Annotated in this window: 20 protein-coding genes and 1 riboswitch; of the genes, 17 read left to right on the top strand and 3 right to left on the bottom strand. The window is 70.5% G+C overall.

All coding sequences use genetic code 11. The features are described from left to right. Positions 1 to 153 precede the first annotated feature (153 nt). Positions 154 to 1,245, top strand: a complete 1,092-nt coding sequence (locus ACWCRB_RS38780; RefSeq protein ID WP_451000548.1) for a hypothetical protein — start codon at positions 154 to 156, stop codon at positions 1,243 to 1,245. 174 nt (positions 1,246 to 1,419) lie between these two features. After that, entirely contained in the window at positions 1,420 to 4,950 is a 3,531-nt protein-coding gene (gene mfd / locus ACWCRB_RS38775; RefSeq protein ID WP_451000547.1) for a transcription-repair coupling factor, read from the top strand. A 118-nt stretch (positions 4,951 to 5,068) separates the two neighbouring features. Here mfd and ACWCRB_RS38770 read toward each other — a convergent pair whose 3' ends face one another. Continuing rightward, positions 5,069 to 5,263 (bottom strand): antitoxin, encoded by a 195-nt coding sequence (locus tag ACWCRB_RS38770; protein WP_451000546.1) that lies wholly within the window; start codon positions 5,261 to 5,263, stop codon positions 5,069 to 5,071. 188 nt (positions 5,264 to 5,451) lie between these two features. Between ACWCRB_RS38770 and ACWCRB_RS38765 the strand changes: the two genes are divergently transcribed. Together ACWCRB_RS38765 and ACWCRB_RS38760 are read left to right on the top strand one after the other, a co-directional pair. Beyond that, complete coding sequence (locus ACWCRB_RS38765; RefSeq protein WP_451000551.1) at positions 5,452 to 6,198, top strand: HNH endonuclease family protein; 747 nt, start codon at positions 5,452 to 5,454, stop codon at positions 6,196 to 6,198. A gap of 250 nt (positions 6,199 to 6,448) precedes the next feature. After that, positions 6,449 to 7,192 (top strand): N-acetyltransferase, encoded by a 744-nt coding sequence (locus tag ACWCRB_RS38760; RefSeq protein ID WP_451000545.1) that lies wholly within the window; start codon positions 6,449 to 6,451, stop codon positions 7,190 to 7,192. A 13-nt stretch (positions 7,193 to 7,205) separates the two neighbouring features. Here ACWCRB_RS38760 and ACWCRB_RS38755 read toward each other — a convergent pair whose 3' ends face one another. Continuing rightward, a complete protein-coding gene (locus tag ACWCRB_RS38755; RefSeq protein WP_451000544.1) occupies positions 7,206 to 8,021 on the bottom strand; it encodes a hypothetical protein in 816 nt (271 codons plus the stop codon). Between the two features lie 183 nt (positions 8,022 to 8,204). Beyond that, positions 8,205 to 8,915: a hypothetical protein gene (locus ACWCRB_RS38750; protein ID WP_451000543.1), complete on the bottom strand. Its 711-nt coding sequence runs from the start codon at positions 8,913 to 8,915 to the stop codon at positions 8,205 to 8,207. Positions 8,916 to 9,181: 266 nt separating this feature from the next. Between ACWCRB_RS38750 and ACWCRB_RS38745 the strand changes: the two genes are divergently transcribed. The 13 genes from ACWCRB_RS38745 to ACWCRB_RS38685 all read left to right on the top strand — a co-directional run bounded on the left by ACWCRB_RS38745 (position 9,182) and on the right by ACWCRB_RS38685 (position 25,049). After that, complete coding sequence (locus ACWCRB_RS38745; RefSeq protein ID WP_451000542.1) at positions 9,182 to 11,533, top strand: N-6 DNA methylase; 2,352 nt, start codon at positions 9,182 to 9,184, stop codon at positions 11,531 to 11,533. 195 nt (positions 11,534 to 11,728) lie between these two features. Further along, a complete protein-coding gene (locus tag ACWCRB_RS38740; protein ID WP_451000541.1) occupies positions 11,729 to 12,397 on the top strand; it encodes a hypothetical protein in 669 nt (222 codons plus the stop codon). A gap of 41 nt (positions 12,398 to 12,438) precedes the next feature. Then, a complete protein-coding gene (locus tag ACWCRB_RS38735; protein ID WP_451000550.1) occupies positions 12,439 to 13,920 on the top strand; it encodes a protein kinase domain-containing protein in 1,482 nt (493 codons plus the stop codon). Positions 13,921 to 14,072: 152 nt separating this feature from the next. Beyond that, positions 14,073 to 14,903 (top strand): glycoside hydrolase domain-containing protein, encoded by an 831-nt coding sequence (locus tag ACWCRB_RS38730; RefSeq protein WP_451000549.1) that lies wholly within the window; start codon positions 14,073 to 14,075, stop codon positions 14,901 to 14,903. 150 nt (positions 14,904 to 15,053) lie between these two features. Next, positions 15,054 to 15,716, top strand: coding sequence for a SurA N-terminal domain-containing protein (locus ACWCRB_RS38725; protein ID WP_451000540.1), 663 nt, complete (start codon positions 15,054 to 15,056; stop codon positions 15,714 to 15,716). Between the two features lie 108 nt (positions 15,717 to 15,824). Next, positions 15,825 to 16,853 (top strand): nucleoside triphosphate pyrophosphohydrolase, encoded by a 1,029-nt coding sequence (locus ACWCRB_RS38720; RefSeq protein WP_451000539.1) that lies wholly within the window; start codon positions 15,825 to 15,827, stop codon positions 16,851 to 16,853. Positions 16,854 to 16,949: 96 nt separating this feature from the next. After that, positions 16,950 to 18,881 (top strand): hypothetical protein, encoded by a 1,932-nt coding sequence (locus tag ACWCRB_RS38715; RefSeq protein ID WP_451000538.1) that lies wholly within the window; start codon positions 16,950 to 16,952, stop codon positions 18,879 to 18,881. Next, entirely contained in the window at positions 18,878 to 20,185 is a 1,308-nt protein-coding gene (locus ACWCRB_RS38710) for a cytochrome P450 family protein (protein WP_451000537.1), read from the top strand. The genes ACWCRB_RS38715 and ACWCRB_RS38710 overlap by 4 nt, the downstream gene beginning before the upstream one ends. Positions 20,186 to 20,358: 173 nt before the next feature. Continuing rightward, positions 20,359 to 21,186, top strand: coding sequence for a transglycosylase family protein (locus ACWCRB_RS38705; protein ID WP_451000536.1), 828 nt, complete (start codon positions 20,359 to 20,361; stop codon positions 21,184 to 21,186). Positions 21,187 to 21,384: 198 nt separating this feature from the next. Continuing rightward, positions 21,385 to 21,556, top strand: a riboswitch (cyclic di-AMP (ydaO/yuaA leader). A 3-nt stretch (positions 21,557 to 21,559) separates the two neighbouring features. Next, the gene (locus ACWCRB_RS38700; protein ID WP_451000535.1) at positions 21,560 to 22,255 is read left to right on the top strand and encodes a transglycosylase family protein; all 696 of its coding nucleotides are present in this window, start codon (positions 21,560 to 21,562) and stop codon (positions 22,253 to 22,255) included. A 332-nt stretch (positions 22,256 to 22,587) separates the two neighbouring features. Beyond that, positions 22,588 to 23,868, top strand: a complete 1,281-nt coding sequence (eno, locus tag ACWCRB_RS38695) for a phosphopyruvate hydratase (RefSeq protein WP_235478068.1) — start codon at positions 22,588 to 22,590, stop codon at positions 23,866 to 23,868. A 132-nt stretch (positions 23,869 to 24,000) separates the two neighbouring features. After that, a complete protein-coding gene (locus tag ACWCRB_RS38690; RefSeq protein ID WP_451000534.1) occupies positions 24,001 to 24,498 on the top strand; it encodes an FtsB family cell division protein in 498 nt (165 codons plus the stop codon). A gap of 32 nt (positions 24,499 to 24,530) precedes the next feature. Further along, positions 24,531 to 25,049 carry a DUF501 domain-containing protein gene (locus tag ACWCRB_RS38685; protein WP_451000533.1) on the top strand — a complete coding sequence of 173 codons (519 nt, stop codon included), beginning with the start codon at positions 24,531 to 24,533 and terminating at the stop codon, positions 25,047 to 25,049. The last annotated feature ends 92 nt before the right edge of the window (positions 25,050 to 25,141 follow it).

The raw sequence follows: 25,141 nt of genomic DNA, 5'->3' as shown, positions 1-25,141 counted from the left end.
TGAAGATCCTCTTCGGCCGCCTGCCCCCCCGTTGCCGCAGGCAGTGCGGGCAAGAGGTGAGCGTGCTCGATGCTCACCGGGGCCGCCGCCTGCCGTGTCCGGGACGGGGGCGGGGTTCGTGGGTAAATGGGGGGCGTGGACAGCTTGGGCAACGTGGAGAGCACAGCGTCCGTGGCGCAGCCGATGCCGGCCGTGCTGCGCTCACGGCAGGAACTGCTCGGGCCGGAGATGGATCTACCGATCACCGACTCCGGGGTCCGCTACAGCATGGCCCAGTCGCTGGCCTGGCTGGACGCCGACCATTTCGCGGTGGGCTGCTGGGACGGCACCCTGCGCGTCTTCGGGTTCACGACGTCCGTCACCGACGGTCCGCTCATCAACCGGTCCGTCAACAGCCCGGCGGCACAGGGGGTGCGGATGGTGGCGCGGCTCCCGGGCCGGTCGCTCGTCTCCTCCAACGACGACCGTTCGGTGGCGCTCTGGCAGGCCCCCGGTGACGACTGGAGTGGTCTCGCACTGGTGGGTACGTTCGCCCACGACCCCTCCCTAGGGGCTGCCACCAGCGGATACGCGGTCCGTGCCGGTGCCACCGGGAGCCTGGCCGTGGGGCACAGCAGCGGTTTCCTCTCCGTGTGGGCCCACGACCCGGAGCGGCGCCGGCTGACCTTCCTGCGCTCGGTGGACCTGCGGAATCCCACGCCGGTCAACCCCTGGGGGCTGCACGACATCAACGCCGTCGACAAGGTGACGGACTCGCCCCGGGTGGCCCGGGTGGTCACGGGCTCCGAGGACGGTTACGTCTGCGTGGTGGAGATCCCGTCCGGCGAGATCCTGTCCCAGCGGGTCTTCAACCCCGAGGCGCAGCGGGGCATCAACGACCTCGGGGTACGCGACGGAGCGCTCCTGGTCGCCAACTGTTCCGTCGGCCCGTCGGACTCCAACCTCTGGCACTACACGCTGGACCGGAAGAACTGGACGTTCGAACTCCGGGACCGGGCCAATCTGATCATCGACAGCGCCCGGCCGCAGGCCTTCAACTTCAACACTGTCTGGGGTGCCTACTCCGGCGGACCGTGCTGGTTCGCCTCCACGGAGGAGGGCGCCCTGTGGATGGGTACGGCCGACACCGGCATCGAGGTCATCGGCCGCCGCGAGGTCACCAACCCGCTCGGCTCCGCGTTGGGCTGGACCGCCCCGGGACGGCTCGCCATGGTCGCGTACGACCCGCGTGAGTTCACCACCTGAGATCACCGACCCGGATCACCGTGCGAGTGGCGCCCGGGGGCGGCGGGGCGGGCGTTGTCCACAGGCACCGCACGGGCGGGCGCGGCGACGTACGCTGGAGACCCCCCGGCCCGTCGTACGAGGCCGGGTGTTCGCGTTGCCCACCCCTGACGAACCCCTCACGAAAGCCCCCTCATGAGCCTGCACGGTCTGCTCGACGTCGTCGTCAAGGACGCCGCCCTCGCGGAAGCGGTCAAGGCCGCCGGCGGCGGCAACCGGATGCATGTCGACCTGGTCGGACCGCCCGCCGCGCGCCCCTTCGCCGTGGCCGCGCTGGCCCGGGAGGCCGGGCGCCCGGTGCTGGCCGTGACCGCGACCGGCCGGGAGGCCGAGGATCTCGCCGCCGCCCTGAGGTCCCTGCTGCCGGCGGACTCGGTCGCCGAGTACCCGGCCTGGGAGACCCTCCCGCACGAGCGACTCTCGCCGCGCAGCGACACCGTCGGCCGCCGCCTCGCCGTACTGCGCCGCCTCGCCCACCCCACCACCGACGACCCGGAGACCGGCCCGGTCTCCGTCGTCGTGGCGCCCGTGCGTTCCGTACTCCAGCCGCAGGTCAAGGGGCTCGGCGACCTGGAGCCGGTGGCGCTGCGGACCGGTCGTACGGCCGATCTCAACACCGTCGTCGAGGCGCTGGCCGCCGCCGCGTACTCGCGCGTCGAGCTGGTCGAGAAGCGGGGCGAGTTCGCCGTACGCGGTGGCATCCTCGACGTCTTCCCGCCCACCGAGGAGCACCCCCTCCGGGTGGAGTTCTGGGGCGACGACATCGAGGAGATCCGGTACTTCAAGGTCGCCGACCAGCGGTCCCTCGAAGTCGCCGAGCACGGGCTGTGGGCGCCGCCCTGCCGCGAGCTGCTGCTCACCGGCCAGGTACGGGAACGGGCCGCGGCCCTCGCCGAGGCCCACCCCGAGCTGGGGGAACTGCTCGGCAAGATCGCCGAGGGGATCGCGGTGGAGGGCATGGAGTCCCTCGCCCCGGTGCTCGTCGACGACATGGAACTGCTGCTCGACGTCCTGCCCAAGGGCTCCATGGCCGTCGTATGCGACCCGGAGCGGGTGCGGACGCGGGCCGCGGATCTTGTGGCGACCTCGCAGGAGTTCCTCCAGGCCTCCTGGGCGGCCACCGCGGGTGGCGGCGAGGCGCCCATCGACGTCGGCGCGGCCTCCCTGTGGTCCATCGCGGACGTACGGGACCGGGCGCGCGAGCTGGACATGATGTGGTGGTCGGTCTCGCCCTTCGCCGCCGATGAAGAGCTCGACGCGGACACGCTCAAGCTCGGCATGCACGCCCCCGAGACCTACCGCGGCGACACCGCGAAGGCGCTCGCCGACACCAAGGGCTGGCTCGCGGACGGCTGGCGCACGGTGTACGTCACGGAGGCGCACGGCCCGGCGGCCCGTACGGTCGAGGTGCTCGGCGGGGAGGGCATCGCGGCCCGCCTCGAGGCGGACCTGACCTCCCTGACGCCGTCCGTCGTGCATGTGGCGTGCGGCTCGATCGACTTCGGGTTCGTGGATACGGCTCTCAAGCTCGCCGTGCTCACCGAGACCGACCTCTCCGGGCAGAAGGCCGCCGGCAAGGACGGCGCCCGGATGCCCGCCCGGCGCCGCAAGACCATCGACCCGCTGACCCTCGAAACCGGCGACTACATCGTGCACGAACAGCACGGTGTGGGCCGGTACATCGAGATGGTCCAGCGGACCGTGCAGGGCGCCACTCGTGAGTATCTGGTTGTGGAGTACGCGCCTGCCAAGCGCGGCCAGCCCGGCGACCGGCTCTACATCCCCACCGACCAGCTCGAACAGATCACCAAGTACGTCGGTGGCGAAGCCCCCACCCTCCACCGGCTCGGCGGCGCCGACTGGACGAAGACCAAGGCGCGCGCCAAGAAGGCCGTCAAGGAGATCGCCGCCGATCTGATCAAGCTGTACTCGGCTCGGATGGCGGCGCCCGGACATGCCTTCGGGCCGGACACGCCCTGGCAGCGCGAGCTGGAGGACGCCTTCCCGTACGCCGAGACGCCCGACCAGCTGACCACGATCGCCGAGGTCAAGGACGACATGGAGAAGACGGTCCCGATGGACCGCCTGATCTGCGGCGACGTCGGCTACGGCAAGACGGAGATCGCCGTTCGCGCCGCGTTCAAGGCGGTCCAGGACGGCAAGCAGGTGGCAGTTCTCGTACCGACGACGCTGCTGGTGCAGCAGCACTTCGGGACCTTCGGTGAGCGCTACTCCCAATTCCCGGTCAACGTACGGGCGTTGAGCCGCTTCCAGACCGACACCGAGGCGAAGGCCACCCTGGAGGGCCTGCGGGAGGGCTCGGTGGATGTCGTCATCGGCACGCACCGACTCTTCTCCTCCGAGACCAAGTTCAAGGACCTCGGGCTTGTCATCGTCGACGAGGAGCAGCGGTTCGGCGTCGAGCACAAGGAGCAGCTGAAGAAGCTGCGCGCGAACGTGGATGTGCTGACCATGTCCGCCACCCCCATCCCCAGGACCCTGGAGATGGCGGTCACCGGCATCCGCGAGATGTCGACGATCACCACCCCGCCGGAGGAGCGCCACCCGGTGCTGACCTTCGTCGGCCCGTACGAGGAGAAGCAGATCGGCGCCGCGATCCGCCGTGAACTCCTGCGCGAGGGCCAGGTGTTCTACATCCACAACCGGGTCGAGTCCATCGACCGGGCGGCGGCTCGGTTGAGGGAAATCGTCCCGGAGGCGCGGATCGCGACCGCCCACGGCCAGATGTCCGAGCAGGCCCTGGAGCAGGTCGTCGTCGACTTCTGGGAGAAGCGGTACGACGTCCTCGTGTCGACGACCATCGTCGAGTCCGGCATCGACATCTCCAACGCCAACACGCTCATCGTGGAGCGCGGCGACAACTTCGGTCTGTCCCAACTCCACCAGCTGCGCGGGCGAGTTGGGCGAGGGAGGGAGCGCGGGTACGCCTACTTCCTCTATCCGCCGGAGAAGCCGCTCACCGAGACCGCGCACGAGCGGCTCGCGACCATCGCCCAGCACACCGAGATGGGCGCGGGCATGTACGTCGCCATGAAGGACCTGGAGATCCGCGGCGCCGGAAACCTTCTCGGCGGCGAACAGTCCGGGCACATCGCGGGAGTCGGCTTCGATCTGTACGTGCGGATGGTCGGCGAGGCCGTCGCGGACTACCGGGCCTCCCTGGAAGGCGCGGTGGAGGAGGAGGCGCCGCTGGAGGTCAAGATCGAGCTGCCGGTCGACGCCCACGTCCCGCACGACTACGCCCCCGGCGAGCGACTGCGCCTGGCCGCCTACCGTGCCATCGCCGCCGCGAACACCGAGGCCGACATCAAGGCCGTACGGGAGGAACTCGTCGACCGCTACGGCAAGTTGCCCGAGCCGGTCGAGAACCTGCTGCTCGTGGCCGGACTGCGGATGCTCGCGCGGGCCTGCGGGGTCGGCGAGATCGTGCTCCAGGGCACCAACATCCGTTTCGCGCCGGTGGAGTTGAGGGAGTCGCAGGAGCTGCGGCTGAAGCGGTTGTATCCCGGGACGGTCATCAAGCCGGCCGCCCACCAGATCCTCGTACCCCGCCCCAAGACCGCGAAGGTCGGTGGAAAGCCGTTGGTCGGGCGGGAGTTGCTGGGGTGGACCGGGGAGTTCCTGGCTTCGATCCTGGGGTCCTAGAGTCCTAGTACATACGAACTTTCCTGGTGCATACGGGACTTACGGAGAAGCCGTCCGCGGCAGGTTGGCATCCGCGGACGGCTTCCGTTACTTGGTGGGGTCTTCGAGACCTCCGGGGCTAGGGCTGGTCGGGCCTGTTGGGATCGCGGTCACGGTCCATGCCGATCGTGCCCTCGACCCTCTGCTGAGCGTCGTCGACCTGGCTCTCGTACTTGTTGCCCGTCTTCTTGTTGATCTGTTTCTCCGCAGTGTCGGAGGCGTTCTGTCCCGCCTTGCCGCGCATCTGCTCCTTGATCTTGTCGAAGATGCCCATCCAGAGCTCCTTCCGGAGGTGAGTCAGCAACGACGATACGCCCGGTATGCGGAATACGCCCCTTGAGTGCCGGTGGGCGCCCCTGTGGTGCGGAAAGCCCGACCGCTAGCCTGTCGACCAGGGAAAACAGGTCGAACAGTCGCACATGGGAATTCCGTGCACGGGGAGCAGGGGAGGGACGCAGCGTGATGCGTGTGAGGGGTGGGGGCGTCGCCGCCGTCGTACTCGTGGTGGGGTTCGCTGTCGGCGGGTGCGACGGTACGACCCTGGGGTCCGCCGGGCCCGAGGAGAGCGCGAGTGGTGCGGCCGGCGGGGGCGGTGGTGGCGGGGGTGCGGCGCTCGCCGCCGTCGACTCGCTGACCGTGAAGGGGCGGGCGCCGAAGACGGGGTACGAACGGGACCGGTTCGGCAGTGCGTGGGCGGATACCGACTCCAACAAGTGCGACACCCGCGACGACATCCTCCAACGGGACCTGGCCGACGTGAAGTTCCGCAGCGGCGACGACTGCAAGGTGGCCTCGGGGGAGCTGGAGCCGGACCCGTACAGCGGCAAGGACGTGTCCTTCACGCGGGGCCGCAGCGAGGTGGACATCGACCACATCGTCGCCCTCTCGGACGCCTGGCAGAAGGGCGCCAAGTACTGGGACGCCAGCAAGCGCATAGCTCTGGCCAACGACCCGCTCAACCTGCGTGCCGTCGACGCGAGCACCAACCGCAGCAAGGGTGACGGCGACACGGCGACGTGGCTGCCGCCGAACAAGGCGTACCGCTGCACGTATGTCGCCAACCAGGTCGCCGTCAAGAAGAAGTACGAGCTGTGGGTGACGGAGGCGGAGAAGGTCGCGATGAAGAAGGTGCTGTCGGGGTGTGATGGGCAGAAGCTGCCGACGGGGGGTAATCCGACGGAGGCGCCCGCGCGGTTCCATGCGAGCTGAGTCTTGGGGCCGGGGAGTTGGTGAACCGGCGTTGGTGTGGGCGTCTGCTGGGGGCTGCCGCCCCCAGGCCCCCGCTTCGGCCTGAACGGCCTCGTCCTCAAACGCCGGACGGGCTGGAAATGCGGGCCGGGGCTGGGTAGCGCCCACTCGGAGCTGGATGGTGCCGGCGGGGCTGGATGGTGCCGGGCGGAGCTGGATAGTGCCGCGCAGGGCTGGGGGCGCAGCCCCGATCCAGCTACCGTGACTCTCCATGGAGCTGAAGGTCTCGTCCCTCGCCGAACGCCCCGAGATGTATCGCCAGGTCGTCGAAATGCCCGACACCTGGCCGGAGTTCATGCAGCACGACTTCACGGGCAACGCCCACTACGACCGGATCGCCACCGAACTCCCCGAGTACGTCCTGTTCACCGAGGACGAGCGGGGCGAGGTCGTCGCCCACGCCTACGCCGTGCCCTTCGCACTCGCCGCCGACGGGCGGGGCGAACTGCCCGCCCGTGGCTGGGACCAGGTGCTGGTCTGGGCGTTCCAGGACCTGCGCGCCGGGACCCGTCCCGACACGGTGAGCGCGATCTCGATCGTTGTCTCCCCGCACACGCAGGGCACGGGACTGTCCGGACGTCTGCTCGCGGCGATGCGGGACAACGCCGCCGCGCACGGATTCCGCGAGGTCGTCGCCCCGGTCCGGCCCAGCGCCAAGCACCTGGAGCCACGGACCCCGATCGCCGAGTACGCGTACCGGGTCCGCGTGGACGGACTGCCCCACGACCCGTGGCTGCGCGTGCACGTCCGAGCCGGCGCCACGATTGTCGCCATGGCACCGGCGTCGATGTGCATCGCGGCCTCACTGGAGGAGTGGCGCGCCTGGACGGGGCTGCCCTTCGACCGCGAGGGCGAGGTGGAGGTGCCCGGGGCGCTGGCGCCGGTACGGTGCGACCCCGAACACGCGTACGGGGTGTACGTGGAGCCCAATGTGTGGATGCGGCACCAGTTGTGACTGGTGGGGGCCGCTATCCGCCCAGCGCGTCCAGGTCGAGGATCTCGCCGGTGGGCGTCTTGGCCGCGACCGGCTTGTCGTACTCGCTGAAGGCGATGGTCCCCGGGTCCTTCGCGGACCTGCTCTCGAGCCGGAGGATGTAGGGCTTGCCCTGCGTGGCGACGTACAGCGTGTAACTGTCCTTGCCGTCCTTCTCGTTGACGACGAGGGCCGGCGTACCGTCCACGGTGGTCGTGGCGCCGCGTGTCGCGTCGGTGTCGGACGCGGCGCCGGCGCTGCCGCCGGACTGGGCGTCCTTGAAGTCGGCGAGCACGCTGTCCAGGTCGCAGAACCCCGCGATGTCCTTGGCGTCGGCGCCGGTCGCGGCCATCTTGGTCCACTTCCCGGCGAGCATGGCCACGACCCCGTCGGTCTCCTCCTTCGACGAGCCGTCGCTCTGCGCCCGCAGGAACTTCTCGTCGTACCGCATATAGAGGGTGGTGCCGGTCTTCACGACGTCGGCCTTGCCCTCCCCGTTCAAGCTCATCGTCCCGGCGCACTCGCCCCGCTTGTCGAGCGCCATGTCGATCCGGATCGTGCCGCCGCTCTCGTCGTCCGGCACATCGCCCGTCATACGGAGCGACGAGGCACCCGAGGTCGCCGTCAGCGCGCGCTCGGCTATCTCGCCGCCGGTCAGTCCGGCGAACGGGCCCTTCGGTTTGGTGGCCGCGTTGTCCGCGGTCTTGTCCGCTGTCTTGTCGGCCGCCTTGTCCTCGCCGGGCAGACAGCCGGCGACTCCGGCGACGGTGACGGCGGTGAGACAGAGGGCGGCGAGTGTGGTTCGGCGCATGGCAGTTCCTTCGAGGTTTCCTGGTGAGGGACGAGCTGAGCTGAGAAGTGACGAGCCGAGCTGAGAAATGCGGGCGGCGGTGGCGCGGTCCCCGGCGCTGCGCCACCGCCGTCCGGCTGGGGAGGGGGGAGGGGGGAGGGGGAGGGAGAGGGCGGAGAAAGGGAACGGAACGGGGACGGGACGTCAGCCCGTCTTCACCCAGTCCTTGCAGCCCGTCGTCTTGAAGTAGCCGTCGGAGGCGCTGATCGTCGCGACGGCGGTGCCGTTGACGTTGTTGTTCGCGACGATCGAGTCGACCGAGTGCGAGGCGTCCTTCGACCGCTCCCAGTAGCAGAGGTCGTCGGCGTTGCCCGTGGACCTGTACGTCCCCGGCGCGATGTCGGAGCCCACCCTGAACATGCCGCCGTTGCCGGCCATCTTCGCCGCGGGCGTGCCCTTCGCCTTCAGGTCGACGGCCTCCCAGTCCTTGCAGCCGCTGGACTTGAAGAGCTTGTCGGTCGCCAGGATCGTCACATAGCTGGTGCCGCTGACGTTGTCGTTGGCGAGCAGCGAGTCGATCTCGCCCGAGGCGTCCTTGGCGCGCTCCCAGTAGCACATGTCGTCGGTGTTCCCGCTGGTCCGATAGGTACCGGGCTTGACGTCACTGCCGACCTGGAAGTCCCCGTCCCCCTCGATCGCGACCACCTTGTCGGCGACCTCCGCGCTGTCCGCGCCGTCCGCGGAGTCCGTGCTTGACCCGCCGCCCCCGGGCTTCTGCCCCGCCGACGCCGACGACCCCTTGTCACCGCTGCCCCCGGAACCCCCGTCCCCGTCGCCCCCGGACGTCGCCGACGCGACCCCGATGACGACGATCCCCACGACGGCCCCCAGCGCGACCTTGCCCTTCATACCCATGACAGTCCCCTCCCCGTTACGGCGTGACCGCCTTCTTGTGGCGGCCCGCTCGTTCGCTGGGTCAATAAGACCAGAGCGTGTGAACCGAGTCAACACGGTTCACGCGATGACTTATGTACACGGCCGTGAATGGGTAGATCTTGCGTACGCCGCTATGCTCGGCGTCACACGTGAAACGAGGGCTGCACGACCAGGGCTGTGTATGGGTGACCAGAGCCGTACACGGGAACGCCGGGGCCGTGCGCGGAACGAGGGGAGCGCGGCGCGTGCAGGACAACGCCACGGAAGTGACCGCCGCCGGCATCGCACGGCTCGCGGGCGTCGGCCGCGCCGCCGTCAGCAACTGGCGCCGCCGTCACGCCGACTTCCCCAAGCCGGTCGGCGGCACCGAGACCAGCCCCGCCTTCGCCCTCGCCGAGGTCGAGTCCTGGCTCCGCCGCCAGGGCAAACTCGCCGAAGTACCCCTCCGTGAACGCGTCTGGCAACAACTCGTAGGCCACCCCGAGGGCCCGGCCACCGCCCTCGTCCACGCGGGCTGCGTCCTGCTGCTCATCCATGACCGCCCGACCGTCTGGCTGGAGCTGGGCGCGGTCTCCGACGAACGGCTCGCCGCCCGTCTCCCCGGGACACTGGAGCAGGTGATCGTCCCGCGCTTCGGCGTCGCCGGGAAGCGCGGTGTTCACAGGCAGGGTGCGGGCCGGGGGGTTCACACGCCGCCCGTCGCGCAAGGAGTTCACAGTCCGACTGATGTTCGGGGTGTTCACACTCCGCCGGGGGTGGGGGGTGGAGTGAGTGTGAACGGGCCGGGGGGTGTGAACAGTCCGAGTGGTGTACACACCTCATCCGGCGACCCCTCCGGCTCGGCGAGTGTGAACACCCCGGGTGCCGTGAACACGCCGCCCCGGGTTCACGCCTCGCCGGCCGCGGCCGGCGTACACACCGCCCCCGCCGCCCCCGCCGTTCACACCCCCACCGGCCCCGAACTCCTCCCCTCCGTCCCCCTCCTCCGCGGTGTTGCCGAACTCGCCGCAGAGATGGGAGCGCGGCAGGCGTACGAGTTTCTGGTCGGGCGGCATCTTGATGCCAATCCGCGGCAGTACACGCTCACGCCGGCCGAGCTGGCCCGGCTCATGGGGGACCTCGCCGGGGCGGCGCGTACCGTGCTCGATCCGGCCTGTGGGACCGGGGCGCTGCTGCGGGCCGTTCCCGTGCCGGGCGCGCGGGAGGCCGAACGGGACGAGGTCGAGCGGGAGTTGTACGGGCAGGACAGTGCCCCCGAGCTGGCCGCGCTCACCGCGCTCCGGCTCGCGCTCCAGGGGCGGAACGTGGTCGTGCGTACGGCTGTCGGGGACACGCTCAGGGCCGACGCCTACCCCGGGCTCAGGGCCGATGTCGTGCTCTGCCATCCGCCGTTCAACGAGCGGAACTGGGGGCACGACGAACTCGCGTACGACGCCCGCTGGGAGTACGGCTTCCCTGCGCGCAACGAGTCCGAGCTGGCCTGGGTGCAGCACGCGCTCGCGCGGCTCCGGGACGGTGGCACCGCCGTACTGCTGATGCCGCCGGCCGCGGCCTCCCGGCGTTCGGGGCGCCGTATCCGCGCCGATCTGCTGCGGCGCGGGGCCCTGCGCGCGGTGATCGCGCTGCCGGTCGGCGCGGCACCCCCGTACAACATCCCGTTGCACCTGTGGGTGCTGCGGCGGCCCGACAAGGCGCCCGCGCAGCCCGAGGTGCTGCTCGCCGACACCGGGACCGTCGCCGAGCACACCGGACGGGGCGGGCTCGACTGGGAGACCGTGCGCACCGCCGTCCTCGGCGCCTGGCGGCCTTTCGAGCGGGCCGGTACGGCGGTAGAGCAGCCGGGGGTGTCGCGTTCCGTGCCGGTCATCGAACTCCTCGACGACGACGTCGACCTGGCCCCCGCCCGCCATCTCCCCCCGGCTGCCGCGGGCGACGGCGAGCACCTGGGCGACGTACGGGAACGCCTCGGCGAGACGCTCCGGCTGACCGCCGATCTCACCCCGCCCGCACCCACCGGACCCGCCGAGGGGCAGGCCGGGCGCTGGCCGCTGATCACCATCGGTGAACTCGCGCGCGGGGGCGCCCTGGTGATGCGTACGGGCGGAAACGGCGGCCACGCGCGCGTGCCCGTGCTCACCGACCACGACGTCCTCGCCGGAACCGCCCCCTCCGGGACGCTGCCCGAGAGCGACGAGGAGGCCGTGCTCGTCGAGGCCGGCGATGTGGTCGTCCCGGTGCTCGGCGGTGGGTCCGTCGCGCGCGTGGTCGACGACGCGACCGCGGGGGCCGTTCTCGGCCGCAGCCTCGTCCTCCTGCGGCCCGATCCGGACGCCCTCGACCCGTGGTTCCTCGCCGGGTTCCTGCGCGGCACCGCCAACAACCGGCAGGCCAGCAGCTACGCGTCCACCGCGACCCGGCTCGACGTGCGCCGACTGCAGCTGCCCCGGCTGACACTGGACGAACAGCGGCGCTACGGGGCGCGGTTCAGGGCACTCGCCGAGTTCGAGGAGGCCCTGCGCCACGCGGGCCGGCTCGGCGGACAGCTCGTGCGGGGCATGTACGACGGGCTGACCGACGGGACCGTCGCGCCCGACTGACGTTCCGATGACGCCCGACGGCTCACGTGCCGCGATCGGCGGCACAACGGTCACGACAACGGTTCGGTACAACCCGGACCCGTTGTCGGTGTCGGCCTATACGCTCGGACTCCGACACCCGACCTGTCACTTGTACCTGTCGCTCGTATCCTCGTACGTCCGTCCCCGTCGGCATCACCCGGTCCAGGAGCAGTCATGTACGGCCCCGGCGCGCCGCCGCCCATCCGCAGCGAGAACACCGTCATCACCCTGCGCGTGCTCTTCACCGCGGCCGGCTTGCTCACGTGCGGCTTCCTCTCGTGCGTGCCGCTGTTCCGGGTTGCCATGCTGCGCGGCCGGTGGTTCAACTGGACGGCGGCATGGGTGAGTCTGCCGCTGTCCATCGTGTGCTTCGCGGTGGTCGGCACGCTGAAGGAGAGCGACACCAGGGGCAATATCGCCCTCGCCACCGTCATGATCCTGGGCGCCCTGAGCAGCGTGTACTTCCTGGTCATGGACATCCGGACGGTGGACAGCCAACGGCGGCAGTACGCCGGTTACGCGCCCGCCTCGGCCCCGACCGTGCCCTCCGGGTACGGCTACCCGCCCCCGCCCATGTCGCCGTACGCGGCCATGCCGACCGGACCGCAGCATCCCCCTGTGCCCGCCATGCCCCACACACCGATACCCCAGCCCCAGGCTCCGGCGCCCCAGCCGCCCGTCTCCCACGGCCCTGGCCCCGGCCCCGTTCCGCCGCCCCCGGCGCAGCGCCCCGCGCCCGCCCGTATCGACCAGGTGCGCGCCGAACTCGACGAGCTGAGCGACTACCTGCGCAAGCACGACGGTAACGGCCACGGCAATGGCAGCCACGAGGGCGGACGGTGAGCGTGGGGACGACGGGACGCGTCATCGCCGACCGGTACGAACTGTCCACCCTCATCGGGCAGGGCGGCATGGGCCAGGTGTGGACGGCGTACGACCAGCGGCTCGACCGGCGGGTGGCCGTGAAACTGCTGCGGCCGGACAAGGTCGCGGGCCAGGAGGCCGACGAACTGCGCCGCCGCTTCGTGCGCGAGTGTCGGGTGACCGCGCAGGTCGACCATCCCGGGCTCGTCACCGTGCACGACGCGGGCAGTGAGGGCGAGGAGCTGTTCCTCGTCATGCAGTACGTCGACGGCGCCGACCTCTCCGACCACCTCGCCGAACACGACCCGTACCCCTGGCAGTGGGCGGTCGCGGTGGCCGCGCAACTGTGCGCCGTGCTGAGCGCCGTGCACGCCGTGCCGATCGTCCACCGCGACCTCAAGCCGCGCAACGTGATGGTGAAGCAGGACGGCACGGTCACCGTCCTCGACCTGGGCGTCGCCTCGGTCATGGACACGGACACGACCCGCCTCACCCACACCGGCTCGCCCATCGGCTCGCCCGCCTACATGGCCCCCGAGCAGGCGATGGGCGGCGCGGTCGGCCCGTACACCGACCTGTACGCACTCGGCGTACTCCTCCACGAACTCCTCAGCGGGGACGTGCCGTTCTCGGGTTCGACGGCCCTCGGGGTGCTCCACCGGCACCTGTACGAGCCGCCGCTGCCCGTGCGCCGCCTCAGACCCGAGGTGCCGGAAGCCCTGGAGGCGCTCGTCCTGCGCCTGCTCGCCAAGGACCCGCAGCACCGGCCCGCCTCCGCGCAGGAGGTGTACGAGCACCTGGCGCTGCTCCTCCCGGAGCGCGGGATGCCCACCGGAGCGCCCCTCGACCCCACACGCCCCTTCCTGCGTCCGCACGCCCCCTGGCCGGACCGCGCCCGCACCCCCGCACCGCAGCCGACGGCCGCCCCGGTCGCCGAACGGCCCGATGTCGCCGGAGCCGTCGACGAGGTCAAGCGCCTCCTCGGCGAGGGCCGGATCACCCAGGCCGTCGACATCCTCGGCGCGATCCTGCCCGCCGCCGCCGACCAGCACGGCGAGCACTCCCCGGTCGTCCGCACCCTGCGCAAGCAGTACGCGGCCACCCTCATGGACGACGGCCAGTACCGGCGCGCGCTGCCCGAACTGCGCCGCCTCGCCGACGAACGCGCCGCCGAGGCCGGCCAGGCAGACCCCCAGTCGCTGCGCTTCCGCTACGAGGCCGCCCAGTGCCTCGAACAGCTCGGCGAACCGGCGGCGGCCCTCGCCGAGTACCGCGCCCTGCTGCCGTACTACGAGAACCAGTACGTCGCCGGCGACCCCGAACTCTCCCTCGACGTCCGCCGCCGCATCGGCCACCTCCTCCTCGCCCTCGGCGACCGCACCGCCGCCCGCGACACCCTCGCCCGCCTCCTCCACGACGTGGACCGCCTGCGCGGCCCCGGGCATCCACTGGCGGCGGAGATCCGGCGGACCCTGGAGTGGCTGGGACAGGTGCGGGGGTAGGTACGGGTTGGCCAAACCGGCCAGTGGCCGGATTTTGCCGTGCCGTGAGGGAATCTTGTGGCCCCCTGGGGCCGGTGTTTCCCGAACAGGGGAACGCCGCCGGTTACGTTGCGACCTGCTTTCGTGTCGCAGAACCAGGGGTGGGGTACGTGGTGTCCAGTCACCGGCAGTCCAAGAAGCGCAGATATCTCACCTGGGCGGTGGCCGGCGCGGCCGTCGTCGCCGGGGCCGGGCTCGCCGCGCAGACCTCGATGGCCGCCACCACCTGGCCCGCCCAGCGCACCTACACCGGCCGCGCCTTCGACACCTGCGCCGCACCCACCCTCGCCGCGATGAAGGCCTGGCGCACCAACAACTTCTACGGCGCCGCGGCCGTCTACATCGGCGGCAGGAACCGCGGCTGCGCCCAGCCCAACCTCACCGCGTCCTGGGTGAAGTCGGTCAGCGCCCAGGGCTGGAAACTCGTCCCCCTGTACGTCGGCGCCCAGCCGTCCTGCCAGACCGGCTCCAGCCCCGAGAAGCTCACCGCCGCCACGGCCGCCTCCCTCGGCGCACACGACGCGGCGGACGCGGTGACCAAGGCCTCGGCGCTCGGCATGAAGGCCGGCAGCCCGGTCTACCTCGACATGGAGTCGTACGACATCACGAACAAGGCGTGCAACGACGCCGTACTGACGTACGTACGCGCCTTCGACAAGGCGCTGCACGCCAAGACGTACCGCACCGGCTTCTACGGCTTCCGCAGCTCAAGCGCGAAGGCGATCGCCCAGGCCACCGACCGGACGGACCTGCCGGGCAACATGTGGTACGCGCTGTGGGACCAGCAGAACACCACCACCGCGGACTGGCCCTTCGGCGCCACGCAGTGGACCAACCACAGCCGCGCCCATCAGTACCTGGTCAACAGCAAGGAGACGCGCGGCGGTTACACGATCACCGTGGACCGCGACGCGTGGGACGCGCCGGTGGCGATCACCGGCTGAGGCGGGCAAAGCTTCCATGGGGAGCGCGGCGGTGCCTGAAGTCCCGGTGAATCGTTGGTCGAATGGCTTGGCCGGAGCCCGGCCACTGCCTACCATCGATCACCGCAAGACTTTGTGCACCGTCGCACAAGCGCTCCTCGGGAGGCCTCCTTGCACCGCCGTCGTCGCACCGCGCTCTTCCTCTCCGCCGCGATCGTCGCGGCGGCACCCCTTCTCACCGCCTGCGGAAACGACGCGCATCCCGGCGCGGCGGCCGTCGTCGGCGGGCAGCGGATCACGGTCTCGCAGCTGGAGAGCAGGGTGAACGAGGTACGCGCGGCACAGCGGGCGGCCACCCCGGACCAGGCTCAGTACGCGCAGACCGTCGCCAGAACCGGCAGCCTCACCCGGGACACCCTGCACACCATGGTCCTCGACCGCGTCCTGAACCAGGCCGCGAAGAACGCGGGCGTGACCGTGACCCGCAAGGACGTCCAGAGCCTGCGCGCCGCCCTGGAGCAGCAGGCGGGCGGCGCGAAGGAGCTGGAGACGGCCTGGCTCCAGCAGTACGGCGTCGCTCCGGCCCACCTCGACGACAGCCTGCACACCGAGATCACGGCCCAGAAACTGGCCTCGGTACTCGGCGCCGACATGAACACGACGGACGGCCAGGCCACTTTCTGGAAGGCGATGTCCGAGGCCTCGAAGACCCTCGACGTCGACCTCAACCCGCGCTACGGCACCTGGGACGTCCAGAAGAGCAGCCGCGTCGACGCGAAGACGCCGTGGGTACGGGAGATCACGGCGGCGCAGGCGGCGCAGGGCACGGCGTGACGGCTACGGCGTAACGGTTGTCCGTACGGGTGTGCGGGCGCCGATGGGGCCCGGGGCCCCTGGCCTGTGGATAACTCTGGGGCTGTCGGTGGCGTGCGTTACGTTCGGATGGTGAACGCAACCAGCGGCTTCGAGACCGCTCCGGAGACGGGGACCGACCCCGGTCGTGTCGTCCTGCTCACCACCAGCCACCGGGTCGCGCCCGGCCTGCTGTCCTGGCCCGCCTGGCAGACGCTGCACGCGGCCGACCGGGTGCTGTGCGCGGACGGCGGGCATCCGCAGCTGCCGTACCTCCGGGAAGCCGGCATATCGGTCGAGGAGGCCTCCCCGACCGCCGAAGCGCTGATCGACGCCTGCGCCGGCGGCCGGACGGTCGTGGTCGTCACGACGGGCGAGGGCGACCCGGCCCTCACGGACGGCCTGGCGCGCCTGGCGGGCTCAGGGCGCGTCCGGATGCCCGACCTGGAACTCCTCCCCGCCTCCTACGACCTCCCCGGCGCCCGCCTCCTCGACCTCGTCCAGGTCATGGACCGCATCCGCCTGGAGTGCCCCTGGTCGTCCCGCCAGACCCACAAGGGCCTCGCGAAGTACGCCATCGAGGAGGCGTACGAACTCGTCGAGGCGATCGAGGAGGGCGACCAGGACGAGCTGCGCGAGGAACTGGGGGACGTGCTGCTCCAGGTCGTCTTCCACGCGCGCATCGCGGAGGAGGGGAGCGAGGAGGACGGGACCGCCCCCTTCTCGATCGACGACGTCGCGGCCGGCATCGTCACCAAGCTGATCCACCGGCACCCGCACGTCTTCGGCGACGAGACGGCGACGACGCCGGAGGAGGTGAAGGAGCACTGGCTGCGCACCAAGGCGGTCGAGAAGCGGCGGGAGTCGGTGACGGACGGTGTGCCCATAGGCCAGCCGGGCCTCGCCCTGGCCGCGAAGCTGGCGTCGCGGGTGCGGACGGCGGCCCTGGACGTCCCGCTGCCCCAGGGCGAGGGCATCGGGTACGAGCTGCTGGAACTGGCGGTACGGGCGGAGGCGGAGGGCGTGGATCCGGAGGCGGCGCTGCGGGTCGCTGCGCGGGCTTATCGGGATGCGGTGCGGGTGCGGGAAGGGGTGGCGGAGGTGACTGGGGAAGGGTGACGGGGGAGGGTGACGGGGGCCTGATCGCTCCGACGGTTTGTCAGTACCGTTGTCCCACGGTGGTGTTGAGTCGTGGGGGCATGAGTGGAACGCTCGATGAACGAGCTGGCGGCCGAGGGTGCCAGGACACTGGTCGATGGGCTCAGGTCGGCTGAGTGGGAGCGGGTACGGGACCGGTTCGTGGAGTGGTTCACGCTGCGTGGGCAGGACGAATGGGTCCATGAACTCCAGAGCCTGAAAGGGCCGTTGGGGCCTCGTACGGGGTCCGGGAAGCTGGAATGGCGCTTTCGGCTGAGCGAGGGCCTCGCCGACGCGTGGGACGTGGACGGCTCCGACGAACTCGCCGCCCTCATCAGGGAGTTCGACGTGCCCGCGCGGCCCGAGGAACCGGCACCCGCTCCGGTGCCCGCCACGCCGGGCGACCGCTTCGACTTCCAGGGGATCACCGTCAACGGGCAGTTCGTCGGTGTACAGCACGTCCAGCAGGCGCCGGGTGCCGCTCCTCGGCCCGGGTCGGTGGACTGGCCGCCGGCGGAGAGCATGGCGCCGCTGGCGTACGGGGTGCGGCCCACGCGGCGAGGCAAGGGGCTGCCTCAACTGCCGCCGTACGTCGAACGGGACGCCGATCCGGCGGTCAACTCGGCGGTGGAGACGGCCGCTTCGGAGGGTGGGCTGGTCGTCGTGCAGGGGGACGCGTATGTCGGCAAGTCGCGTACGGCGCTCGCGGCGATGGCCCGAGTGCTCCCCGGCGTACGGGTGTTCGCGCCCGCCCGGCACGAGAACCTGCGAGGGCTGCCCGCCCTGCTGAGAGGCATGCCGGGCGAACGTTGCGCGGTGTGGCTCGACGACCTCGACGGTCACCTCGGAGCCGACGGCCTGGAGCCGAGGCTGCTGGCGCAGTTGGCGGCACAGGGGGTTCCTGTGATCGCGACGATGAGAGAGGACACGTACGACAAGTTCCGCAGGTTGTCCCGGGGGCGGGTGCTCGACCTGGCGCAGATCGTGGAACTGCCCCGGGACTGGAGTCACGGGGAGAGGAAGCGGGCGGGGGCGACCGAGGACCCTCGGCTGACGGATGCTGCCCGCCGGTGCGGGGCCGAGGGCGTGGCTGCCTATCTCGCGGTCGGTCCGATGCTGTGGGAGGAGTGGCAGCGGGCTCGGCGCGCGGACCGGCATCCGCGCGGGTACGCCCTGGTCCGGGCGGCCGTTGATCTGGCTCGGTGCGGACTGCGGGGTCCGCTGCCCAAGGACCTTCTCGTGGAGGCGCACGAGGCGTACGAGGCCGTGGCCGGTCTGGAACGAGAGTCCGTGGACGACGCCCTGGCCTGGGCGGCGGAGAAGCGGGACGGCGTGCTGCGGATGCTGCGGAGAAGCAGCGCGAGCAGGTGGGAGGCGTCCTCCTACCTGGTGGACACCGCGTCCCGGGACGAGGCGCTTCCGGCGGTGGACGGAGCGGTGTGGTGGGTTGCCCTGGGGGCGGCCCGGGCTGATGCGGCGTACGACTCCGAGATGGTCGTGGCGGGGGCGCGGGAGGCGTTTCGGGCGGCGGCCGAGGCGGGGGACGGGCGGGCCATGTTGGATCTGGGACGGCTTGCCGAGAGCTTGGAGGAGAGAGAGGAGGCCGAGGCCTGGTTCCGGCGGGCGGCGGAAGCCGGACTGGTGGGGGCGGCAGGGCGGCTGGGGCAGCTGCTGGTGAAGCGGGGAGACCACAGGGAGGCGGAGCCGTTCCTGGAGACGGCCGCGGAAGCAGGGGACCGTCTGGCGGCGGTACTGCTGGGGAGGTTGCTTGCGGACCGGTCGGAGCAGTGGTTCGAAGCAGGGGGATTGACGGATCCGGTGATGGTGAACCGGGTGCTCCGGCTGGCCGGTTATATCCCTGAGACGTCGGACCGCGACGTGACCGGGGAGAAGGACGGGGCTCCTGTGGGAGAGGACTGGCTTCTCGACATGCCCGGCAGGGCGTGGCTGCGCACCATCCGCTGGGCCAGCGGTAGGCCCCTAGACCCTCCCGATACCGTCACCCAGTGACCAACCAGCCCCCCGCCACACCCCCGACCCCCGCCCCCGAACTCTTCACCTGGGAGTTCGCGACGGATCCCTACCCCGCCTACGCCTGGCTCCGTGAGCACGCGCCCGTGCACCGGACGAAGCTCCCCAGCGGGGTCGAAGCCTGGCTGGTCACCCGTTACGGCGATGCCAAGCAGGCCCTCGCCGACCCCCGGCTCTCCAAGAACCCCGCCCATCACGACGAGCCCACGCAGGCCAAGGGCAAGACCGGTATCCCCGGTGAGCGCGGCGCCAACCTCATGACCCATCTGCTCAACATCGATCCGCCGGATCACACACGACTCCGTCGGCTCGTCGCCAAGGCGTTCACGCCTCGCCGCGTCGCCGAGTTCGCGCCCCGGGTGCAGGAACTCACCGACGACCTCATCGACCGGTTCGCGGCACGCGGCTCCGCCGATCTCATCCACGAGTTCGCCTTCCCGCTGCCCATCTACGCGATCTGCGACCTGCTGGGCGTACCCCGCGAGGACCAGGACGACTTCCGGGACTGGGCCGGGATGATGATCCGGCACGGGGGCGGGCCCCGGGGCGGGGTCGCCCGGTCCGTGAAGAAGATGCGGGGCTATCTCGCCGAGCTGATCCACCGCAAGCGCGAGGCGCTGACCGACGTACCCGAAGCCGGTGAGGATCTGATCTCCGGGCTCATCCGCGCCTCCGACGAGGGCGAGCACCTCACCGAGAACGAGGCCGCAGCCATGGCCTTCATCCTGCTGTTCGCCGGTTTTGAGACCACAGTCAACTTGGTAGGGAATGGGCTGTATGCCCTGCTTACTCACCCTGAGCAGCGTGCGCGCCTCCAGGCCTCCCTTGCCCTCAAGGAATCCGCCCTCCTCGAAACCGGCATCGAGGAACTCCTCCGCTACGACGGCCCCGTCGAGCTGGCCACCTGGCGGTTCGCCACGCAGTCGCTCAGCATCGGTGGGCAGGACATCGCGGTCGGCGATCCCGTCCTTGTCGTACTCGCCGCCGCCGACCGGGACCCGGCGCGGTTCGCCGATCCTGACGTCCTTGATCTTGGCCACCGGGACAATCAACACCTCGGATACGGCCACGGCATCCACTACTGCCTCGGCGCCCCGCTCGCCCGCCTGGAGGGGCGGAGTGCGCTGGCCACCCTCCTCACGCGTCTCCCCGATCTCCAACTTGCCGTGGAGCCGAGCGAGTTGCGATGGCGGGGCGGGCTCATCATGCGTGGACTGCGCACCCTGCCCGTCGAGTTCGCGCCGGTTCGCGAATCGGGGCATACGCCACCAGTGGTGCCGTAGAAGATCACGGGAAGGTGACACTCCCTCAACAATGTGATCTTCACGTGATCTGCGCGGCATTAACTTGTGACAAGTGATCGTCTGTCGATACGTTCGAGCACTAGTGCGACGCACTGGCGGCGTTCGTCGGCATCCGTCGCACCGACCCCCGCTGTCTCGTGAAAGGCACCCGCATGCTCTCCGGGAACGGACGTCACCGTCGCCCCCGTCAGGCCCCGGCTCTGCTTGTCGCGGCCGGCGTGACCGGCTCCGCCCTCGCCATCCCGCTGCTCGCCGCGAGCGGCGCGAGTGCGGCCAGCGGCACCACGTGGGACAGGGTCGCGGAGTGCGAGAGCGGCGGCGCCTGGAGTGCCAACACCGGCAACGGGTTCTACGGCGGGCTCCAGCTGACCCAGGCGGACTGGGAGGCGTACGGCGGTCTCGCGTACGCCCCGAGCGCCGACCAGGCCAGCCGTTCGCAGCAGATCGCCGTCGCCGAGAGCGTGCTCGCCGACCAGGGCGCCGGGGCCTGGGAGGCCTGCGCGCTGCTGTCCGGGCTCGGCAAGGACACTAGTGCGGCCGACGTCGACACGGGCGTGGCCGGGGAGGAGGGCGACGCATCGTCCTCGTCCTCGACGCCGAAGTCGACTTCGACCTCGGCGTCGCCCACGCCCTCCGCCTCGCCCTCGGTCGAGTCCGCCGAGTCCTCGCCCTCCGTCAAGGCGACGACCGACTCGGCCGAGTCGACCCCTTCCTCCTCGGCCCCCTCGTCATCGAGCAAGGAAACCCCACAAGAAACTGACAACTCATCCACTGGTGCGACAAAGGATGAGGAACAGGATAACTCCGGGCAGAGCGCGGAGGGCTCGTACGCGGTCCGTCCCGGCGACACCCTCTGTGGCATCGCCGACTCCCTTGGCGTCGAGGGCGGATGGTCCGAGCTGTACGCCGAGAACCAGGACCTCCTCGGTGCTGACCCGAATCACATCCTCCCCGGTCAGACCCTCGAAGTCGGTGCCTAACCGGGGCAAAAGCAGCCGGAGTTCACGTCCTGCTTCGTGCTGAATGTCCGTTATAAATGCAGTGAGAGATAGGTCTCAGAAGCCCTGATCGTCTTTGTATTTCGGAGGATCACCTGTTTACGGTCGTCAACGCCCGCCACAGTGGGCCCCGCCGGTCGCAACGCCGAATCCTGCCAACGGCCGAACGGGAACAGTCGTCGCTTTCAAGCGCCGTAGGCAGGAGCGGGGGACCCAAGGTAAGTGCCGCACCGGGCAGTTGGCCGGAGCGGCTTGGGGTTAAGTCGTGCGTCCAGTGACTCGGACGTACGGCCGGGCAACTCAACCGGCCCGAACCCGACAGCTCACCTCGCAGGCGTCGGTGAGGGGATCACGCATGCTGTTTTCCGGTAAGGGCAAGCACCGTCGTCCGTCCAAGGCCACCCGCGTCGTCGCCATCGCCGGTGTGACCGGTGCCGCGGTCGCCGCTCCGCTGCTGGCGGCCGGCTCCGCCTCCGCCGCCACCTCCGCCGAGTGGGACACGGTCGCCCAGTGCGAGTCCGGCGGCAACTGGTCCATCAACACCGGCAACGGCTACTACGGCGGTCTGCAGTTCTCCGCCTCGACCTGGGCCGCGTACGGCGGCTCGGCGTACGCCTCCACCGCCGACCAGGCCTCCAAGTCCCAGCAGATAACCATCGCCGAGAAGGTCCTCGCGGGCCAGGGCAAGGGTGCCTGGCCGGTCTGCGGCACGGGCCTGTCGAGCGCCGCCTATGACGGCGGCAGCAGCAGCTCGGACAGCGGCACGAGCACCAGCACCGGTACGAGCGAGACCACCACCCGCTCCACCGACGAGCAGTCGGCCTCCCGTTCGCAGGAGCGGCCCGCCGCGAAGAAGACCGTCACCACCCCGACCGGCAAGAAGGTCGAGAAGGGCGACGGCGAGTACAAGGTCGTCACGGGTGACACCCTGAGCGAGATCGCCGAGGCGCACGACGTCAAGGGCGGCTGGACGAAGCTCTTCCAGCTGAACAAGGACATCATCGACGACGCCGACTTCATCTACCCGGGCCAGCAGCTGCACCTCAGCTGACCCCGGTCACCTGCCCGCCGGCACATCCCCCAAATAACAGTCGGCTCGAAGGTGAACCACAGCGCCCTCACATCCGTGCCCTCCATAGTGAAGGCCTCGTGAGGGTCACCCCCGTCCCCCACGGGGCTCCCCGCTCCGGTGCGTGTTCCCCCGTACGCACCGGAGCGGGGCTTTTTGTTTCCCTGAGGAACAATGTTTACCCTCGGTTCGGTCCATGTTCCGTCCATGGGGTGGTCGGACGGCTGGCCGATCGGCCTCGGCCGGTTAGGCTCATCCCGCAGGGCCGCGAAAAAGCCCCGCGTACCCGCGTCACATCCCAGAAGGAGATGCTCGTGCCGTCCATCGACGTCGTCGTAGCCCGGGAAATCCTCGACTCGCGAGGCAACCCCACCGTCGAGGTCGAGGTCGGCCTCGATGACGGCAGCACCGGTCGTGCCGCCGTCCCGTCCGGCGCCTCCACCGGAGCCTTCGAGGCCATCGAGCTGCGCGACGGTGACCCCAACCGCTACCTCGGCAAGGGTGTCGAGAAGGCCGTCCTCGCCGTCATCGAGCAGATCGGCCCGGAGCTCGTCGGCTACGACGCCACCGAGCAGCGGCTGATCGACCAGGCGATGTTCGACCTGGACGCCACCGACAACAAGGGCTCGCTCGGCGCCAACGCCATCCTCGGCGTCTCCCTCGCCGTCGCCCACGCCGCCTCCGAGGCCAGCGACCTCCCCCTCTTCCGCTACCTGGGCGGCCCGAACGCGCACCTGCTGCCCGTTCCGATGATGAACATCCTCAACGGTGGCTCCCACGCGGACTCCAACGTGGACATCCAGGAGTTCATGATCGCCCCGATCGGCGCGGAGTCCTTCTCCGAGGCGCTGCGCTGGGGTGCGGAGATCTACCACACCCTCAAGAAGGTGCTGAAGACCAAGGGCCTGTCCACCGGTCTCGGCGACGAGGGCGGCTTCGCCCCGAACCTGGAGTCCAACCGCGCCGCGCTCGACCTCATCATCGAGGCCATCAAGCAGGCCGGCTACGTCCCCGGTGAGCAGATCGGTCTCGCGCTCGACGTCGCCGCGTCCGAGTTCTACAAGGACGGCAAGTACGAGTTCGAGGGCAAGTCCCGCACGGCCGCCGAGATGACCGAGTACTACGAAGAGCTCGTCTCCGCGTACCCGCTCATCTCCATCGAGGACCCGCTGTACGAGGACGACTGGGACGGCTGGAAGACCATCACCGACAAGCTGGGCGACAAGGTCCAGATCGTCGGCGACGACCTCTTCGTCACCAACCCGGAGCGCCTCGCCCGTGGCATCGAGGAGGGCTCGGCCAACGCCCTGCTCGTCAAGGTCAACCAGATCGGCTCGCTCACCGAGACCCTGGACGCCGTCGAGCTGGCCCAGCGCAACGGCTTCAAGTGCATGATGTCCCACCGCTCCGGCGAGACCGAGGACGTCACCATCGCCGACCTCGCCGTCGCCGTGAACTGCGGCCAGATCAAGACCGGCGCCCCGGCCCGCTCGGACCGCGTCGCCAAGTACAACCAGCTGCTGCGCATCGAGGAGATCCTCGACGACGCGGCGGTGTACGCCGGTCGCAGCGCCTTCCCCCGCTTCAAGGGCTGAGCGGCAGCTGTAGAGGTAGAGGTAGCTGTAGCGGCTTAGGCAGCGTCGTACGTACGTCCCCGTACCCGGTCCCGTACCGTGTGCGGGGACGTACGTACGTACAAGCGCAGCTGTTCGGGGAGGCGGGACGACATGGCAGTGAAGGACCGGGACCGGTTCTCCACCGCGACCAGGATCAAGCTGCTCGGCGAGCAGACGGCGGCCCGCGTCTACCGTTCCCAGACCAAGCGCCAGGCCCGCCGCTCCCGCCTGACCGGCCGGGCGGCCCTGCTCGCCCTGGTCCTGTGCTCGCTGATCGTGGCCCTCGCCTACCCGATAAGGCAGTACGTCTCCCAGCGCGCCGACATCGCCGAGCTGGAACGCGAACGCGACCAGGCCAGGCAGCGGGTCGAGCAGCTCCGCGACCAGAAGGCACGCTGGCAGGACGACGCGTACGCGGAGCAGCAGATCCGGCAGCGGCTGCACTATGTGCTGCCGGGCGAGACCGGGTACGTCGTGATCGACCCGGACGCGGCGAAGCAGTCGCGCGCCGACCTGGGCGCGGCCGACCGGCCCTGGTACGCGAACGTCTGGGACGGCGTGGACAAGGCCGACCGGTCCGGCGGCCGGGCCGACGCCGTGAACCAGTGAAGTGAACTGACTAGAGAGATACACGTACAGGCATGCAAACGCCCCCGCCTCCCACCCCGCGCACCGAGCCCACCGACGCGGACGTCGAGGCCTTCAAGCAGCAGCTGGGCCGCCCGCCTCGCGGGCTGCGCGCGATCGCGCACCGCTGTCCCTGCGGTCAGCCGGACGTCGTGGAGACGGCTCCGCGGCTGCCGGACGGCACGCCCTTCCCGACGACGTACTACCTGACGTGTCCGCGGGCCGCCTCGGCGATCGGCACGCTGGAGGCGAACGGCGTGATGAAGGAGATGACGGAACGTCTGGCGACGGATCCGGAGCTGGCCGCGGCCTACCGGGCCGCGCACGAGGACTACATCGCGCGCCGCGACGCGATCGAGGTCCTGGAGGGCTTCCCGAGCGCGGGCGGAATGCCGGACCGGGTGAAGTGCCTGCACGTCCTGGTGGGCCACTCGCTCGCCGCCGGCCCCGGGGTGAACCCGCTGGGCGACGAGGCGATCGCGATGCTGCCGGAGTGGTGGGCGAAGGGGGCGTGTGTGGTGCCGGGGGAGTGAGTTTCTTTCGCCCCCGCCGCCCCTACCCATTCCCGTCCCCTGGGGGCTGCCGCCCCCAGACCCCCGCTTCGGCCTGAACGGCCTCGTCCTCA

The sequence above is a fragment of the Streptomyces sp. NPDC002156 genome (assembly GCF_053593675.1).
The sequence above is the reverse complement of the archived record's forward strand: the minus strand, read 5'-3'. Positions and strand labels throughout refer to the sequence as shown.